The sequence below is a fragment of the Tessaracoccus luoxuelianae genome (assembly GCF_054483915.1).
The window spans coordinates 2911611-2928009 of the sequence record NZ_CM137013.1 but is presented as its reverse complement, the minus strand read 5'-3'; the positions used below and the strand labels follow the sequence as shown (position 1 = coordinate 2928009).

Annotated in this window: 18 protein-coding genes and 1 tRNA gene; 7 read left to right on the top strand and 12 right to left on the bottom strand. The window is 69.5% G+C overall.

Annotated features, from left to right (window positions below; genetic code table 11):
• Positions 1-344 precede the first annotated feature (344 nt).
• Positions 345-418 (top strand) — tRNA-Leu (locus tag ACX1D1_RS13525).
• 3 nt (positions 419-421) lie between these two features.
• Here ACX1D1_RS13525 and ACX1D1_RS13520 read toward each other — a convergent pair.
• Positions 422-1840 (bottom strand): MBL fold metallo-hydrolase RNA specificity domain-containing protein, encoded by a 1419-nt coding sequence (locus tag ACX1D1_RS13520; protein ID WP_459054871.1) that lies wholly within the window; start codon positions 1838-1840, stop codon positions 422-424.
• Positions 1841-1969: 129 nt separating this feature from the next.
• On the opposite strand from ACX1D1_RS13520, the gene ACX1D1_RS13515 reads away from it, so the two are divergent.
• A complete protein-coding gene (locus tag ACX1D1_RS13515) occupies positions 1970-2782 on the top strand; it encodes a Bax inhibitor-1/YccA family protein (protein WP_459054870.1) in 813 nt (270 codons plus the stop codon).
• On the opposite strand, the gene ACX1D1_RS13510 is transcribed toward ACX1D1_RS13515, so the two are convergent.
• Complete coding sequence (locus ACX1D1_RS13510) at positions 2767-3462, bottom strand: NUDIX hydrolase (protein ID WP_255443428.1); 696 nt, start codon at positions 3460-3462, stop codon at positions 2767-2769. The genes ACX1D1_RS13515 and ACX1D1_RS13510 overlap by 16 nt on opposite strands.
• A 93-nt stretch (positions 3463-3555) precedes the next feature.
• Between ACX1D1_RS13510 and ypfJ the strand changes: the two genes are divergently transcribed.
• Complete coding sequence (gene ypfJ, locus ACX1D1_RS13505) at positions 3556-4446, top strand: KPN_02809 family neutral zinc metallopeptidase (protein WP_182781813.1); 891 nt, start codon at positions 3556-3558, stop codon at positions 4444-4446.
• 9 nt (positions 4447-4455) lie between these two features.
• Here the strand turns inward: ypfJ and ACX1D1_RS13500 are convergent, their stop codons facing one another.
• The 3 genes from ACX1D1_RS13500 to ACX1D1_RS13490 are packed head-to-tail and all read right to left on the bottom strand — an operon-like array spanning position 4456 to position 6867.
• Positions 4456-5451, bottom strand: coding sequence for a hypothetical protein (locus ACX1D1_RS13500; RefSeq protein ID WP_182781814.1), 996 nt, complete (start codon positions 5449-5451; stop codon positions 4456-4458).
• 42 nt (positions 5452-5493) lie between these two features.
• Positions 5494-6159: a peptide-methionine (S)-S-oxide reductase MsrA gene (gene msrA / locus ACX1D1_RS13495; RefSeq protein WP_459054869.1), complete on the bottom strand. Its 666-nt coding sequence runs from the start codon at positions 6157-6159 to the stop codon at positions 5494-5496.
• 30 nt (positions 6160-6189) lie between these two features.
• On the bottom strand, positions 6190-6867 hold the full coding sequence (locus tag ACX1D1_RS13490) for a uracil-DNA glycosylase (protein WP_459054868.1): 678 nt from the start codon (positions 6865-6867) through the stop codon (positions 6190-6192).
• Between the two features lie 117 nt (positions 6868-6984).
• Between ACX1D1_RS13490 and ACX1D1_RS13485 the strand changes: the two genes are divergently transcribed.
• On the top strand, positions 6985-7788 hold the full coding sequence (locus tag ACX1D1_RS13485; RefSeq protein WP_182781817.1) for a hypothetical protein: 804 nt from the start codon (positions 6985-6987) through the stop codon (positions 7786-7788).
• A 1-nt stretch (position 7789) separates the two neighbouring features.
• Positions 7790-8200, top strand: a complete 411-nt coding sequence (locus ACX1D1_RS13480) for a DUF2089 domain-containing protein (protein WP_182798572.1) — start codon at positions 7790-7792, stop codon at positions 8198-8200.
• A 3-nt stretch (positions 8201-8203) separates the two neighbouring features.
• Here the strand turns inward: ACX1D1_RS13480 and greA are convergent, their stop codons facing one another.
• Both greA and ACX1D1_RS13470 read right to left on the bottom strand, forming a co-directional pair.
• Positions 8204-8704, bottom strand: coding sequence for a transcription elongation factor GreA (gene greA / locus ACX1D1_RS13475; RefSeq protein WP_182781819.1), 501 nt, complete (start codon positions 8702-8704; stop codon positions 8204-8206).
• A 12-nt stretch (positions 8705-8716) separates the two neighbouring features.
• The gene (locus ACX1D1_RS13470; protein ID WP_182781820.1) at positions 8717-9118 is read right to left on the bottom strand and encodes a DUF4307 domain-containing protein; all 402 of its coding nucleotides are present in this window, start codon (positions 9116-9118) and stop codon (positions 8717-8719) included.
• 59 nt (positions 9119-9177) lie between these two features.
• On the opposite strand from ACX1D1_RS13470, the gene mca reads away from it, so the two are divergent.
• Entirely contained in the window at positions 9178-10074 is an 897-nt protein-coding gene (mca, locus tag ACX1D1_RS13465) for a mycothiol conjugate amidase Mca (protein WP_182781821.1), read from the top strand.
• Here mca and ACX1D1_RS13460 read toward each other — a convergent pair.
• Complete coding sequence (locus tag ACX1D1_RS13460; RefSeq protein WP_182781822.1) at positions 10071-10655, bottom strand: rhomboid family intramembrane serine protease; 585 nt, start codon at positions 10653-10655, stop codon at positions 10071-10073. The genes mca and ACX1D1_RS13460 overlap by 4 nt on opposite strands.
• 94 nt (positions 10656-10749) lie before the next feature.
• Here ACX1D1_RS13460 and ACX1D1_RS13455 point away from each other — a divergent pair, with 94 nt between their 5' ends.
• Positions 10750-12759 carry a thioredoxin domain-containing protein gene (locus ACX1D1_RS13455; RefSeq protein ID WP_459054867.1) on the top strand — a complete coding sequence of 670 codons (2010 nt, stop codon included), beginning with the start codon at positions 10750-10752 and terminating at the stop codon, positions 12757-12759.
• A gap of 10 nt (positions 12760-12769) precedes the next feature.
• On the opposite strand, the gene ACX1D1_RS13450 is transcribed toward ACX1D1_RS13455, so the two are convergent.
• The 4 genes from ACX1D1_RS13450 to phoH2 all read right to left on the bottom strand — a co-directional run bounded on the left by ACX1D1_RS13450 (position 12770) and on the right by phoH2 (position 16226).
• Positions 12770-13396 carry an anti-sigma factor gene (locus ACX1D1_RS13450; protein ID WP_182781824.1) on the bottom strand — a complete coding sequence of 209 codons (627 nt, stop codon included), beginning with the start codon at positions 13394-13396 and terminating at the stop codon, positions 12770-12772.
• Positions 13393-13962 (bottom strand): RNA polymerase sigma factor, encoded by a 570-nt coding sequence (locus ACX1D1_RS13445; protein ID WP_459054866.1) that lies wholly within the window; start codon positions 13960-13962, stop codon positions 13393-13395. Before ACX1D1_RS13445 ends, ACX1D1_RS13450 begins: the two co-directional genes overlap by 4 nt.
• Before the next feature lie 105 nt (positions 13963-14067).
• The gene (locus ACX1D1_RS13440; RefSeq protein ID WP_459054865.1) at positions 14068-14865 is read right to left on the bottom strand and encodes a DUF4397 domain-containing protein; all 798 of its coding nucleotides are present in this window, start codon (positions 14863-14865) and stop codon (positions 14068-14070) included.
• Between the two features lie 122 nt (positions 14866-14987).
• Positions 14988-16226 carry an RNA 5'-3' helicase PhoH2 gene (gene phoH2, locus ACX1D1_RS13435; protein ID WP_459056591.1) on the bottom strand — a complete coding sequence of 413 codons (1239 nt, stop codon included), beginning with the start codon at positions 16224-16226 and terminating at the stop codon, positions 14988-14990.
• Positions 16227-16399: the final 173 nt, after the last annotated feature.

The following is a 16399-nucleotide window of genomic DNA, read 5'->3' as shown; positions in this document are numbered from 1 at the left end:
CGACCTGGCTGGCCGGAACATCGAGACCATGGACAACGGCCGCCCGGGCATCGACTCACGGCTCACCGCACCCGACACAAGATCTGCGTGAAGGTGCTAGTCACGACCCTTCGAGACAGGCCACGCCGCTCCGCGGGCGGCCCTCCTCAGGGGGCGATGGGCGACGGTCCACGCCGCTTCGCGGGCGGCCCTCCTCAGGGGGCGAGGGCGACGGTCCACGCCGCTCCGCGGGCGGCCCTCCTCAGCTTGTCCGGATATGCACGTGCCACCGGACCGCCCCGAGGAGGCGGTCAGGCGGGTGGCGCAGCAGTGGGAGTGCTTCCGCGGGATAAACTCGCCGTCGCGCCCTCGTGGCCCAACTGGCAGAGGCAGGCGGCTTAAACCCGCTTCAGTGCGGGTTCGAATCCCGTCGAGGGCACGGTCAGGCCGTGGCGTCCACGTCCTCTGGCTCCGCCGCGTCGGCCAAGAGGCTGACCACCTCTCCGAATCTCGGCACCACGGCCACCCACCCCAGCTCGTCCTCGATCCGCCGCGCGAAGGTGGCGGCGGCGGCCGGCTCGCCGTGCGTCACGAAGACCGTCTCCGGCTCCCTGCCCAGGGCGCGCAGCCAGTCCAGGAGGTCCGACGCGTCACCGTGCACGGAGAACTCGTGGTCGCGGACGATCTCGGCTTTGACGGGCACGTAGCGCCCGTTGATCTTCACCGTGTGGGCTCCGTCCTCCAGCGCGCGGCCACGGGTCCCCTCGGCCTGGAATCCAGTGAGGACCACGGTGTTGCGGGGATCCGGCAGGAGGCGCTGCAGGTGATAGAGCACGCGGCCGCCCTCGGCCATGCCCGACGAGCTGACGATGATCATGGGTTCGGTGCGAAGGTTGAGCTTCTTCGAGTCCTTGGCCTCGCGTGCCTCGCTGAGGTCCAGGTCTGTGAAGTCGGCCAACGTGATGTCGTCGGCAAGCTCGCCCAGCGACTCATCGGCGTACACGGCCAGCGCCGCGATCGACATCGGCCCGTCCACCACCACGGGCACCTGGGGGATCCGTCCCTCTCGGGTCAGCTGCACCAGGGCATGCAGCACGGTCTCGGTCCGGTCGATCGCGAAGGCCGGCACCACGACCTGGCCGCCCCGGGCGACGGTGCGCCTGATTGCTTCGGCGAACGGCTCGTGCGCCAACTCCGGCTCGAGATGTTCCCGGTCTCCGTAGGTGGATTCGCACAGCACCACATCCGCGCCGGGCGGGGTCTCACGGGGCTTGAGGATCGGGTGATCGTGGCGGCCGAGGTCCCCGGAGAACAGGACGCTCCGCCCGCCGAAGCTCACGTGGACACTCGCCGAGCCGAGGATGTGCCCGGCGCGGACCCAGCGTGCCAGGACGCCGTCGAGATCCACGTCTTCATCCCAAGGAACCGGGCGCATCAGCGGGAGCGTGTCCTCCACGTGCGCGCTGGTGTAGAGCGCCTCGGGGGGCTCGTGCTTGGAGTAGCCGCCCTTCAGCGCGTCCCTCACGGACTGCTCCTGCAGCCGCCCCGAATCCCGAAGGATGATCTCCGCCAGCCGGGCCGTGGCCTCCGTGCACCAGATGGGCCCGCGGAAGCCGTGCTTGACCAGCGCGGGCAGGTAGGAGGTGTGGTCGGCGTGCGCGTGCGTGAGGAGCACGTCGGAGATCGAGGCAGGATCGACGGGGAAGTGGGCCCAGTTCTGGGTGCGCCACTGCTTCTCCCCCTGGAACATGCCCGCGTCGACGAGGATGCGTCGCCCATCGATGGTCAGGAGGTACTTCGAGCCTGTCACGGTGCCGGCGGCCCCGAGGAACGTCAGGGTCGCGCTCTGAGGTGTTCGCATACCCACGATCCTGGCACGGGGGTGGCGACGCCGCGCCCGAGTGGGCGAAGCACAGCTTTGGTTGCGCCTCTCGGTACCATGGAGATCGACAGCCTCCTCCTCGGGTTGCACCCAGAAAGAGCAAGTGACATGGCAAATCCCATCATCGGGCGCCCCGACGCCTTCACCCGCAACGCTGCCCCGCAGCAGCCCACCTACGGCTATGACCAGCATCAGTACTCCCAGTACCCGCCGCCGGCCACCGCCCCCTACCAGCAGCCGGTCCGCACCGGCGGCGTGATGACGCTCGACGACGTGATCGCCAAGACGGCCATCATGCTCGGCGTGGTCTTCGTCACCGCGATCGCCACCTTCATGTTCATGCCGCCGAACCTGCTGTACCCGGCGGTCATCGTCTCGGCCCTGGTCGGGTTCGTGACCGTACTGATGGTGGCCGGCCGCGCCAAGCTCCCCATCGGCGGCGTGCTGTTCTACGCCGTCATCGAGGGCGTCTTCGTCGGCGCGTTCTCGCTCCTGTTCGAGATGATGTACCCCGGCATCGTGGTCTCCGCCGTGCTCGCCACCTTCGTGACAGCCGGCGCCACCCTCGCGGCGTACAAGTTCTTCAACATCAGGGTCACCGCGAAGTTCCGCAAGGTCGTGTTCATCGCCACGGCGTCGTTGGCGGCCGTGTTCCTGGTCAACCTCGTCCTTGCGCTGTTCGGCATCAACCTCGGCATCCGTGACATCGGCTCGGGCGCCGGCCTGCTGTCCATCGGCATCTCCGTGATCGCGGTCATCCTGGCCGTGCTCAGCCTCGTGGTGGATTTTGATTCCGTGGAGCGCGGCATCGCCGCCCAGGCCCCGGCTCAGGAATCGTGGCGCGCGGCCCTCGGCATCACGGTCACCATGGTGTGGCTGTACACCGAGATCCTGCGCATCATGAGCTACTTCAGGAACTGAGGCCGGCTGAGCTTGCGGGCGTACTGCGAGAGCAGCGTCCGCGAGCCATTGGTCCAATGCAGTGAGCGCCAGGAGCGCGTCGGCACCCAGCTGGCCCCTTGCGTCGATCCACCCACATCGTGGACGACGGGGTCGCTGGGTGCTTCGCATGTGGCCCCGTAGACCACGCGGAGGGCGTGAAAGTCTTCCAGCCGCCCCGCCAATGAGCGCCCCACCCAGTGCTCGGACTCCAGGGTCAACACCCTGTCGATGACCACGTTCTGGCCCGTCTCCTCGAACACCTCCCGCAGCACGGCGTCCGCCGGTGATTCGCCCGGGTCCACGCCGCCGCCGGGCAGGGCCCAGGTGCCGGGGGCCGCAGTGACGGAGGAATTGATGGTGCCGAGGAGGCCGCGGTCGGAGACCACGAGCGCGTAGGCGCCGATCCGTTGATGCCGGTGCGGGGTCTCACTCGAGGAGGCCACGTACACGGTGTGCCGCTCGAGGGGGCGGTGATCCGCGGCGCACACGTCGCGCACCAGCCAGGTGAACAAGATCTCGCCGTCGTGCATGGTGGCGGACAGGGGCCGGATCGGCACATAGCCGTGGTCGAACATGGTCACCTTCGGGTGCTGCCCGTGCTCCACGTGGTAGCTGATCACCGGCGCCCCCACTGGACTGGTGACCCCCACGACGCGCATTGGACAAGTCTAGACGGTGCCCCCGGGCGCGATTGAGCGCCGCGATGACGGCCGGCGGTTAGTATGGCGGAACAGAGCTGAGGGAGGCGCGCCGTGGAGTTTCGTGACAATGCCCGAATCGACAACGCCAACATTCGCTACGGCGGCGGCGGTGGGGGCAGGCGCGGCGGCCGTGGCCTGGCGGTCGGTGGCGGGCTCGGTGGCCTCATCATCGCGATTCTGCTCATGGTGTTCGGCGGCGGCAACCTGGGCATCAATCCGGACGACATCCTCGGCGGCGGTGAGGCGGCGCCCCAGCAGGTCGAACCGAATCCGGACTGCCAGACCGGGGCGGACATCGAGAGCAACCCGGAATGTCGCTGGCCCGCCTATGTCGTCGCGATCGAGAACTACTGGAGCCAGGTCGTCGAGGGCTACAGCCCGGCCACCACGCAGCTGTTCAGCGGGCAGGTGGCCACAGCCTGCGGCACCGGCTCCTCCGAGATGGGCCCGTTCTACTGCCCAGGCGACCAGACGATCTACATCGACACGGAGTTCATGGGCGTCCTGCTCAACCAGCTCGGCGCAGCCGGGGGCTATGCCGCAGAGGCCTACATCGTCGCGCACGAGTACGGCCACCACATCTCCAACCTCACCGGCACCATGCAGCAGGCCCGCTCGATGGGCAACGACTCCGGCCCCACCTCGGGCCAGGTCCGGTTGGAGCTGCAGGCGGACTGTTACGCGGGGGTGTGGTTCGCCAATACGCTCCAGGATCCCGAGTCGCCGATCGAGTCCATCACCCAGGACGACCTGAACCGCATCGTGGACGCGGCGCGGGCCGTCGGGGACGACCACATCCAGCAGCAACAGGGCGGCCGTGTGGTCCCCGAGAGCTGGACCCATGGCTCGTCCGAGATGCGCCAGCTGTGGGTGGCCAAGGGCTTCAACAGCGGCGATCCGAATGTGTGCGACACCTTCTCCACCGACGACCTGGGGCAGTAGGGCCCGCGTTCAGTCGACGAGCGCCGTCATGTCGCGGCCTTCGAGGTCCGCGTAGTGCAGCTCGCCCTGGCAGTCCACCTTGACCACCGGCGCGGAGCGCTGCAGGCTCATGTCGATGACGACGTCGCACTGCTCCTCCGGGGTGGTCTGGAACTGGGCCACCGCCTTGGCGAGCGCGGCAGCCTGGATCAGCGATGGGTCGAACGTGGCTACGGTGGGTGAGTCGTTGCGGCGGGTCTCGAAGACGGGGACGGCGCCCACGCGTGCCCGGTTCAGCACCACCCCGCCCTCCGCATCGGGAAGGTCGGCCCAGTAGCCGCGGGTGGCGTTGAACCCGACGGCGTAGGCCTCGAGGTCCTCCCCGATCACTTCCTCGATGCCCGAGGTGATGTCCGCCACGCTGGTCATGCCCAGCACGGCCACCGCGGTGCCGTCCTGCCGGAAGAAGACGGTCTCGGACTCGGGCCTGGACGTGACGGTCATGAGTACCTGGCCGTCGCGGTAGTCCACGATCTGCAGCACCAGGTCTCCGCGGACCCCGCGGAGGTCTGCGATGTCGAACATCCGCCCCACCGAATCCACGGGAAAATCCTCGGGGTCGAAGGTGGCCTGCTCGAAGTACTGCACGTCAGAGTCCACCCGGCTGATCGTGCCGTCGCGCCACTGGTAGGTGGCCACAGACAGGTCGGGGAGCAGCGCGCTGAGCGTGGCCGCGTCTGCGGTCACGTCCACCTTGAGTACCGGAAGGCCCCCGGCAACCCGGTGCAACTCGGCGACCACCTCTCCCGCGGAGCCGTCCGCCAGGGGCACGGTGACGGTGAAGTCCAAGGGAAAGTAGCTGTCAGGCAGCGGCCTCCCGGTGAACGACGCCGTGGCAGAGGGGGTTGGGCTGGCTGACGGAATGTCCGGTGTGGGGGACCCGCTACCGGTCAGACCGGGGGCGGGTGCTGTGCAGCCGGCGACGAGGGCAAGCAGCGCCACCGCCCCGATCCGCCACGTCCTCATGGCGCCAGTGTAGAAGGGGCCGGGGGGCACCCACTCCACAGGTCAGGCCCGTGGGCCGCACCGCACGCCGGTGGCGTGGTTGGGGCAGTACCCGTGGGGGTTCTTGTGCAGGTACTGCTGATGCTCACGCTCGGCGTAGTAGAAGGTGGCGCCGGGAGTGATCTCCGTGGTGATCTGCCCGTATCCGGCCTCGGTGAGGCGGGCCTGGAACTCGGCTCGCGTGCGCTCAGCCGCTTCGCGCTGGGCGTCGTCGACGGCGAACACGGCCGAGCGGTACTGGGTGCCGACGTCGTTACCCTGTCGGTTGAGCTGAGTGGGGTCGTGGTTCTCCCAGAAGAGCCTCAGCAGGTCCTCGAACGAGACGCGGGTCGGGTCGAAGACCACGCGCACCGTCTCCGTGTGCCCGGTGAGGCCCGTGCAGGTCTCCTTGTAGGTGGGGTTGGGGGTGAAGCCGCCCATGAAGCCGGCAGCGGTGTTGACCACGCCGTCGGTCTCCCAGAACAGCCGCTCCTCACCCCAGTAGCAACCGAGCGCGAAGTAGGCCACCTCGCAGCCTGCGGGTACCTCGTCGAGGGGGAGGCCGAGCACCTCGTGGACAGGCATCGGGGACAGCACGGGGGCGCTTCGGCCGGCGAGGGCATCGGCCTCCGACACCATCTGCGGGTGGCCGCGGCGGGCGTTGAGCCAGGCGAGGACGTCGATCTCCATGGTTACGATGCTAACCGGCCCCCCAAGGGCTCAGGATGGGATGCGCCAGTCGATGGGGGCGGCGCCCTGTTCGTCCAACAGGAGGTTCGCCTGGCTGAAGGGCCGCGACCCGAAGAAGCCGCTCCTGGCCGACAACGGCGACGGGTGGGCGCTGGCCAGCACCGGCACCTCGCCCAGCAGTGGGCGGGCCGTCTGCGCGTCCCGTCCCCAGAGGATCGCCACCAGCGGGCCGCCCCGGGCCGCCAGCGCCTCAACCGCGCACGCCGTGACCTCCTCCCAGCCCTTGCCCCTGTGCGACGCGGGCGCGCCGGGCCGCACCGTCAGCACACGATTGAGCAGCAGCACGCCCTGCTCGAACCAGTGCGTCAGATCCCCGTGGGGCGCCGGCTCGATGCCCAGGTCCGCCTTCAGCTCACGGTAGATGTTGACCAGGCTGCCGGGCAGGGGGCGGACCTCCGGGGCCACCGAGAAGGACAGGCCGACGGCGTTGCCGGGGGTGGGGTAGGGGTCCTGCCCGAGGATGAGCACGCGCACCTCCGCGAGTGGGCGCGTGAACGCGCGCAGGATGTTCTCCCCGGCCGGCAGGTAGCCGTGCCCCTCGGCCACCTCCTCCCGAAGATAGGCGCCCATGGCGGCGATGCGGTCCTCCACCGGGGCGAGGGCCGCGGCCCAGTCCGGTGCGACGAGTTCGGCGAGCGGCTTCGGCATGTGACCAACTCTGGCACACGCCCAGACCTCGTGAGTCGCCCAGGGATGCACCTGACCCTCCCCCGATAAATGGCAACCGGGACTTCCGAATATGGAAAGCAGGCTTACCATTAGGTCATGACCAACCCCGATCTCGGTCCTATCCTGGACGACCTGGCCGCCGGGCGCATCGACGCCGCCGAAGCCGGCCGCCGCATCGAAGCAGCGAAGGCGGCGGCAGCCCTGACGACCCCGCAGGACACGCCCCGCGACACACCCGCGGACAACTCCGCCCCCGGCGGTCCCAAGGCCGGCGGGCTGGCGCGCATCTCTGTCACCGCGGTGGGCCGGCGGGTGCGGATCGAGGGAGACCCCACCGTCTCGACGCTGACCATCGACGGCCCGCACGTCCTGCGCCGCGTGGGCACGGTGATGGAGGTCAACTCCACCGGCGAGTTCGGCCCCAGCTTCCAGGGATTCTCCCTGATCCGGCCACCGCGCAACCTCGACGATCTCCGCGACATCGGGCTGGGCAAGGAACTCACCATCCGCGTCAACCCTCAGCTCATCGTCGATGCGGAGGTCACCACCGGCGGGCTGCGCACCCTGAATGTGCCGAGGCTGGGACGGATCAGGGTGACGGCCGGCGGCTCGAGCCTTGAGGACGTGCACGAGGTGGAGGACCTGCTGAGTCAGGCCGGCGGGATCAGCATCAGTGGCCCCATCAGCATGGGTCGGTCGCGACTCAGGGTCGAGTCCGGCACCCTCACGGTCCATCTCACGAAGGGTGCCAACGTCACCATCCGTGGCGAGGCGCGCCTTGGCAGGATCACCTGGCCAGGGGGCGGCGAAGGCGTCGACGAATATGTCGTCGGCAACGGCTCGGCGCGGCTCGACGTGGCCGTCGTGATGGGCATGGCCACCATCAGGTCGGAGGACTGAGATGACCGGACGCCACCTGTACCACGCCCCCGCGGACTGCCCCGTGTGCGGGGAAGCGCTCATCACCATCCGCAAGGGATGCCTGCAGTGCGGCACCGAGATCGCCGGCGAGTTCGCCGGATGTGACTTCTGTGCGCTGAGCGAGGCCGACCTCGGCCTGCTTCGGGTCTTCCTCGGCTCCCGGGGAAACCTGCGTGAGGTGGAGAAGCATCTCCAGGTCTCCTACCCGACGGCGAGGGCCCGTCTGGACGCCGTGCTGGCCAAGCTGGGCCTCACGCCGACCGACGAGGCGCCCACATCGGAGGCGTCCCCGTCGGAGGCGCCCCCGTCGGCGAGCGCACAGGATCAGATCCTGGCGCGGGTGGCTCGGGGGGAGCTGAGCGCCGAGGTGGCGGCCCAGCTGCTCGGGTAAGGGTCAGAGAGTGGTGATCCCGGTCACCACGACCATGATCTCGCGGCCGTTGGGCGCCTCGTAGCGCACCTCGTCGCCCAGTTTCGCGCCGACGACGGCGGCGCCGAGCGGCGCCTGCGGCGACACCGCGTGGCTGATGGAGGAATCAGAGCCCAGGATCTCGCGGGAGCCGAGGAGAAACGTTTCGGTGTCGTCGGGGTCGCCGTCGTAGGCGACCGTGATCACCTTTCCCGGCGCCACCTCGTCGTGCGCGCCCTCCGGTTCGCCCACCTGGGCGCGCCGCAGCAGGTGCTCGAGTTGACGGATGCGCCCCTCCATCTGGCCCTGCTCCTCGCGGGCGGCGTGGTAGCCGCCGTTCTCGCTGAGGTCGCCCTCCTCGCGGGCAGAGGCGATGCGTGCGGTCACGTCCGGGCGCCCCACAAGCTTCAGATTGTTGAGTTCGGCCTCGAGCTTGTCGTAGGCCTCTTGCGTGAGCCAGACCACGTCGGTAGAAGTTTCAGACATTCAGCAAGCCTATCAGCCCACCGCGCGGCACCCCTCGATGCTGAGGCTCGTGGCCTCCTTGACCGTGGTCAGCGTCACCTCGACGGTGGTGAGTACCTCGGTGCCGGCCGGGACCTTCACCAGCTGCTCGGCGACCTTCTCGTAGGAGGTCGCCTGCGCGTAGATGCTGCACTCCACCAGCGTGGAGGGATCCGTGCGTTGGATCACGAGCGCCGCGACAACCTTCGTGGGGCTGATGACGTCGAAGTCGCGGACCATGGCGGCCACAGGCGGGTTGGCCCGGGTGATCCCGGTGACGACCACCAGCACGATGACGCCCAGCACGGCGAGGGCGGCCCCGCCGCCGATCAGGTAATCCACGGCGGAACGCCTGGGGTAGCGGGCGGCGATGCGGGCTTCGTCCTGGCTGGTCACGCCGTCCATTGTGCCCTGCCCGCGCCGGCCGGCCATCCGCGCCTGCCACAATACGGGGCATGCCAGGCCCCGAGCCCACCCAGCTGCGGTTGCTGCACGTCCACGCCCACCCCGACGACGAGTCCAGCAAGGGCGCGGCCACCACCCTCAGGTACGTCGACGAGGGAATTCAGGTGATGGTGGCCACCTGTACCGGAGGGGAGCGGGGCTCGGTGCTCAACCCGAAGCTCGCGGGAGACCCGTTCGTGGAGGCCAACATCGCCGAGATCCGGCGGCGCGAGATGGAGCGGGCCAGGGAGATCCTGGGCATCAGCCAGGTCTGGTTGGGATTTGTGGACTCCGGCTTCCCCGAGGGGGATCCGCCGCCGCCACTGCCGGAGGGGTGCTTCGGACTGCAGGACCCGAAGGTCGCGGCGGGGCGCCTGGTTGCGGTGATCCGCCAGTTCCGGCCCCACGTCGTGACCACCTACGACGAGCGGGGCGGCTATCCGCACGCCGATCACATCATGTGCCACCGGATCACGGTGGAGGCGTTCCGCGCGGCCGCGGACCCGGAGGCCTGGCCCGAGCACGGCGAGGCGTGGCAGGCGGCCAAGCTGTACTACCACATGAGCTTCCACCGTCGTCGCTACGAGATGCTGGAGATGGCGATGCACGAGAGCGGGCTGGACTACCAGGTTCCGGCCCGCGACGACGACCCGTACTCACACGCACGGCTGACCACGTTCGTCGAGTGCTCGAAGTACTTCCCGGCCCGCGACGAGGCGTTGAGGGCACACGCCACCCAGATCGACCCCGACGGGCCATGGTTCACGGTGCCGCTGGCCATCCAGCAGGCGGGCTGGCCCACGGAGGACTACCAGCTGGTGATCTCCAAGGTGCCGACGATGATCCCGGAGACCGACCTCTTCGCCGGCCTCCGCGACCTCCCCACCACGCCCGAGTTCTACATCTAGGCGCGCTGCTGATCCGGGCGACGGTGCAGCTGCCAGGCCGCGACCACGCCGCCGATGGCCCCGCCCAGGTGAGCCTGCCAGCTGACCCCAGGCGCCGTCGGGAAGACCCCCCACAACACGGAGCCGTAGAGGAGGAAGACCACCACCGCGATGGCGATCTGGCCGGGCCTGCCGCTGAAGATCCCCCGCACCAGGAGGTAGGTGAGCCAGCCGAAGATGACCCCGGAGGCCCCGGCGGTGATGGTGCCCACCGGGGACAGGAACCAGGCCGCCAGGCCTGAGGTCAGCACGGAGGTGATGCTGGCCACCACCCACCGCACCACTCCGGCGAGGTAGGTGAGGACGCCGAGTACCAGGAAGGGCAGCGTGTTGCCGATCAGGTGAGGCCATCCGAAGTGCAGGAACGGTGCCACCAGGATGTTGGGCAGATCGCTGGTCTGGCGTGGCTCGATGCCGAGATTGTCCAGGCTGTTGAGCGTCAACACGTCGATCACCTCCAGACCCCACATCAGGGCCAGCAGGCCGCCGACGACGACGAGGGCGCGGGACAGCGTGGGGGGTGAGGCCTGTGCTTGGGGCATGACTCAAGTGTGTCGGACGGGGCAAGCCGGCGCACAATACCGGGGGAGGGTACCCGCCGCGACTCCCGTGGCGGCGGCCGATACGCTTACGCGCATGGTCAACCGCCTCGCCCAGTCCGCCAGCGACTACCTCCTGCAGCACGCATACCAAGCCATCGACTGGTGGGAGTGGTCCCCGGAGGCCCTCGCCGCAGCCGTCGAGCTGGACCGGCCCATCATGCTGTCCGTGGGCTACGCCTCCTGCCACTGGTGCCACGTGATGAGCCACGAGTCGTTCGACGATCCCGAGATCGCCCGCTACCTCAACGAGCACTTCGTGGCCATCAAGGTGGACCGACAGCAGCACCCCGACGTCGACGCGGTGTACATGACTGCCACCCAGGCGATGAACGGAGGGTCGGGCGGCTGGCCGATGACAGCATTCCTCACGCCCTCCGGCGCCCCGTTCTTCACCGGCACCTACTTCCCCCCGGAGCCGCAGGGCGGACAGCCCTCGCTGCGCCAGGTGCTCGAGGCGATGGCGGAGGCGTGGCGCTCGCGCCGCGACACGATCATCGGCTCGGCCGACCACATCGTCGCCACGCTCAAGGGCCACGAGGCGCCCGTGCAGGAGGCGGCGCCGGACCTGCGCCAGGCGGTCGACACCGTCGAGTCCTCCTTCGACCTCATCCACGGCGGCTTCGGGCATCAGCCCAAGTTCCCGGCCCCAACCCTCATCGACGCGCTCCTGGTCAAGGGCGACCCGCGCACGCTCGAGCTCGCCCAGCGCACCCTCGAGGCCATGGCCCGCGGCGGCATCTACGACCAGGTGGGCGGGGGCTTCCACCGCTACGCCGTCGACGCCGGCTGGGTGGTGCCCCACTTCGAGAAGATGCTCTACGACAACGCGCTGCTGCTGGGCACCTACGTGCGCGGCTGGCGCCGCACCGCAGACCACGATTCCGGCCTGCGGGCGCTGTTCGAGCGCACCGCCTACGGCATCGTTGAATGGCTGGAGCGGGAGATGGTGAGCGAGCAGGGCGCCTTCATCAGCGGGCTCGACGCCGACTCCTGCGACATCCGAGGCGCCGTCCACGAGGGCATCTTCTACCTCTGGGACCCGGAACTGCTCGACGACGCCCTCGGCCCGGAGTTGGGGGAGTGGGCCTCCGAGGTCTTCCACGTGACCAGGGGCGGCACGTTCGAGGACGGGCTGTCCACGCTGCAGCTCCGCGGACGGCCGGACTTCGCGAAGCTGGAGGAGGTGGCCGCAGTCCTCCTGGAGGAGCGCGGCACCCGCTTCCGTCCCGGTTCCGACGCGCTGGTGGTGGCCGCCTGGAACGGCTGGATGATCTCGTCGCTGGTGACCGGGTCAATGGTGTTCAACGAGCCGGGGTGGTTGGAGCTGGCGGTGAGGGCCGCCGAGCACCTCGTCGCGGTGCACCTGGCCGACGGCGACCTTCGGCGCTCCTCGCGCGAGGGTGTCGCGGGCGAGGGCGTGGGTGTCGCGGAGGACTTCGGGGCCGTTGCCGAGGCGTTCGCGCTGCTGGCCGGGGCGACGGGGGACGCCCGATGGCTGCGCCGGGCGGAGGCGCTGGCCGACCGCGCCGTCGAGTTGTTCGGCCACGCCGACGGCGGGTTCTACGACGCGGCGGAGACCGGGTTGTTCGACCGGCCCCGCTCCTTCACCGACAGCGTCACGCCCAGCGGCACGTCGGCCCTGGTGGCGGCGCTGCGGGTGGTGGGCCTGCTCGCCGAGCGGCAGGACCTCGTCGACAGGGCGGATGCCGCCGCCCGGACCACATGGGTCGCGGTTGCCGAGACCCCCCGGTTCGCGGGCGCGGCGCTGGCCGACCTGATGATGTCGGACGAGGCGCGCCGAGGGCTGAAGCCCGCTGTCGCGGTGGTGGTGAGCCCTGACCCGTTCGACGAGCTGGCCCGCGCCGCGTGGCGGCTGGCCCCGCCCGGGTCGGTGGTGCTGACGGCGTCCGAGGGCGCGGACGGCTGGGGGTCGCACCTCGAGCACCGCACCGAGCACGCGGTCTACGTGTGCCGCGGCACGGTGTGCTTCGACCCGGTGACCGACTACAACGAGCTGAAGACGCCGCTCTGGTCCCGGGTGTAGCGCACCAGGGTCAGAGCTGCAGTTCTCCGCGCATGATCGTGTCGCCGGAGTGACGGGGCTCGTCGTCGAACAGCTCGTTGGAGAGGTCCACGATGAGATAGCCCGACTCGATCAGCGACGGGTCGATGGTGAAGCGGCCCACCTCGTCTGCGGCGAAGACGCCCACCGAGATCATGCGCGCGAGGTCGATGTTGATCAGCCAGACCTCGACGTAGCCGTTGGGGTTGTTCACCCCGCCGGGCACTTCGACCGCCAGGCTGTAGCCGGCGCTGCGGCGGAGCAACTCCGCGCGGCCGAGCTCCTCATCGGGGCGGTCCAGGGGGGTGAGGACGGCGCGACGCACCGCGTCGCCCAGCTCTGCCGCCCCACCTGAGGCCCACATCCCGGTGGCGCCGGCGGCTGCGCCCAGGAGGACGCCGCCCAGCCCGAACAGCCACTCCCGGCGGCCGATCCCGACGCTCGGGGCAGACGCAGGCTCGGGTGGCGTTGGTGGGCCCGGTGCCGCCGCGACCCCGGTGGCGGCCGCGATGGCGTCCCAGGTGCCGTCGCCGGGATCCGACCATTGGGGTTCGGCGCGGGCAGCGCGGCGGAAGCGGTCAGCCACTGCGTCCAACGGGAAACTCTCGCGCTCGATCATGCTGCGTCCACCTCCTCGAACACTGCTCTCAGCCTTTCCAAACCTCGTCTGACGTGACTCTTCACGGTTCCCAGCGGCAGATCAAGCCGCCTGGCGACCTCGTCGTGGGTGCGATCCTCCAGATACACCAGCCGCAGGATGGTCGCCCGTGGGTCACCCAGGGCAGCCAAGGCGTCGTGGATGATGACCGAGTCGATCACCTCGTCCACCCGGGCCGCCTCGATGGGCGGGTCCCCCGTCATGGCCTCCTGGGTCATGGCCTCGTCCTTGCGGAACGCCCGGGTCCTGGCGCGCAACGCGTCGATCACCTTGAGCCGGCAGATGCCGATCAGCCACGCCGGCAGCGACTCGTCGCTGGCCCGAAGCGAGGCCCGGGACGACCAGGCTGCGATGAACACCTGTTGGGTGACGTCGTCTGCGTCGTCCGAGGACCCCAGTGAGCTTCGTGCGATCGTGTGAATGAGCCGGGACCAGCGTGTGAACGCCTCTCGCAGAGCCGACTCGTCGCCCTCCGAGAAGCGTGCCGCGAGGACCCCGATGGGGGTGGCGGGTGCGTCGACAGTCACGGGGCCAGTCTTGCACACCGCCAACCGGTGATGGCGGAGACGAGGCGCGGCTCCCGCCCCTGGGAACCATGTGGAGGGCGGGAGCCGCAGTCGGGGGGACTCGGATCAGCTGCGCGCGCGGGCCCGCTGCGAGGCGACAACCGTGGTGGCCACACCCGCGAGGAGCAGGGACGCGACCGCCAGGTTGAGGAACGAGGTGTCGGCCGGGCCTTCGGCGCCGGTGCTCGGCATGCCGGTGGCCAGCTTCACGCTCTGGGTCGCGAGAGCCAGGTTCTCGTCTTCCAGCGAACCCCACGCGTAGACGATGGTGTTCATGCCGGCCTTGATGTCCAGGTCGGCGGGGCCGAGGACGACGGTGTCGGTGCCCGCGGCCACCACGTCAGCGGCAACCGTGCCGGCGGCGATGTTGAGCTTGGCTTCCTTCGGGTTCTCCAGGCCGGGGACCGCGACGGCTCCGCCGGCGCGGACGTCCACGGCGGGGGCTGCGGCCACGTGGCGAACCGTCAGGCGGGCGCCCTTGTCCGAGGCGGAGGTGTCGTTGACGAAGGGGGTGAGGACGGGCTTTCCGTCGGCCATGAGGTGGGCCACGATGGTGATGTTCGCGCCTGCCGGGACGGCAACGTCGTCGGCCGTGATGATCGCGGCTCCGTCGGCGCCTGCGCCTGCCGCGACGACCTTGAGGTCGTAGGTGCCCTCGGGCAGTTCCTGCGGGTCGGTCAGGGTGCCGGGGGCGAAGTTGGTCAGCAGCTCGGCGCCGTTGGCGTAGACGTCGACGGTGGCGTCGGGCACGCCGTGCAGGATGGAGATGGTGGAGGTGTGGTCGTCGGCGTGGGCCAGAGCAGCGGAACCGACGGTGGCGGCCAGTGCGAGGGAGCCGGCGACGAAGAGGCGGGAGAGCTTCATGGGAGTGGTCCTTTCGAAGTGCTGTTCCAGGCGAGGTTTCGCCTTGACACTGAGTACTTCGAACGGACCACCGCCCTTGGATGCACCGGATCGGAAGTTTTTCAGATTTCTTTCTGAGGCGCTCAGGCCAGCTCGTCGACCTCCAGCAGGTCGGTCACCAGAGCGGCGATCTGGGAGCGCTCGGAGCGGGTCAGCGTGACGTGCGCGAAGAGGGGATTGCCCTTCAGCTTCTCGATCACCGCGACAATGCCGTCGTGGCGGCCCACGCGGAGGTTGTCGCGCTGAGCCACGTCGTGGGTGAGGACCACGCGGGAGTTCTGGCCCACCCGCGACAGCACGGTCAGCAGGACGTTGCGCTCGAGGGACTGGGCCTCGTCGACGATCACGAACGCGTCGTGCAGTGAGCGCCCACGGATGTGCGTGAGGGGAAGAACCTCGATCATGTCCTGCTCGAGCAGCTCGTCGATCACGTACTTGTTGGTCAGCGACGACAGCGTGTCGAACACCGCCTGCCCCCACGGCTGCATCTTCTCGCCGGCCGAGCCCGGCAGGTAGCCCAGGTCCTGCCCGCCCACCGCGTAGAGCGGCCGGAACACCATCACCTTGGTGTACTTGCGCTGCTCCAGCACAGCGTCCAGCCCTGCGCACAGGGCCAGGGCCGACTTGCCCGTGCCGGCGCGGCCGCCCAGCGACACGATGCCGATGGAGTCGTCCATCAGCAGGTCCAGGGCCACGCGCTGCTCCGCGGAGCGGCCGTGGATGCCGAACACCTCCCGGTCATGCTTGATCAGCTTGACGCTGCCGTCGGGCATCCGGCGCCCGAGCGCGCTGGAGCCGGGGGCGTGCAGCACCACTCCGGTGTGGGTGGGCAGCTCGCGCGCGGCGGCCACCTGGGCGTGTCCGTGCTCGTAGAGGGCCGAGACATCGTCGGTGGTGACGTCGACGGCGGCCATGCCGGTGAAGCCCGTCTGGATCGGGAGCTCGTTGCGGTACTCCTCCGCAGCCAGCCCGACGGCGGAGGCTTTGACGCGCAGAGGCAGATCCTTGGAGACCAGCACCACGTCGTGGCCCTCGTTGGCGTAGTTGAGGGCGACGGCGAGGATGCGCGTGTCGTTGTCGCCGAGGCGGAACCCTGCAGGCAGCGACCGCTCGTCGGAGTGGTTGAGCTCTACCCGTAGGTTGCCGCCCTGCTCGTTGGTGATCAGGGGGGTGTCGAGGCGCCCGTGCTGGATGCGGAGGTCGTCGAGGAGCCGCAGCGCGGAGCGGGCGAAGTAGCCGAGCTCCGGATGGTGGCGCTTCGACTCCAGTTCGGTGATCACCACGATGGGCAGCACGACGTTGTGCTCGGCGAAGCGCAGCATCGCCTTCGGGTCGGAGAGAAGGACGGAGGTATCGACGACGTAGGTCTTGATGGCTGTTTCGGGCTGGACAGCGGTGGGGGAAGCCTGCTGCGGGGACGCGTTGAGCACGATTGCTCCCTTTCGCCGGGGCCCGCGCTCGCCGCGTCGGTCCCCGAATGTTGCTAGAGGACCGT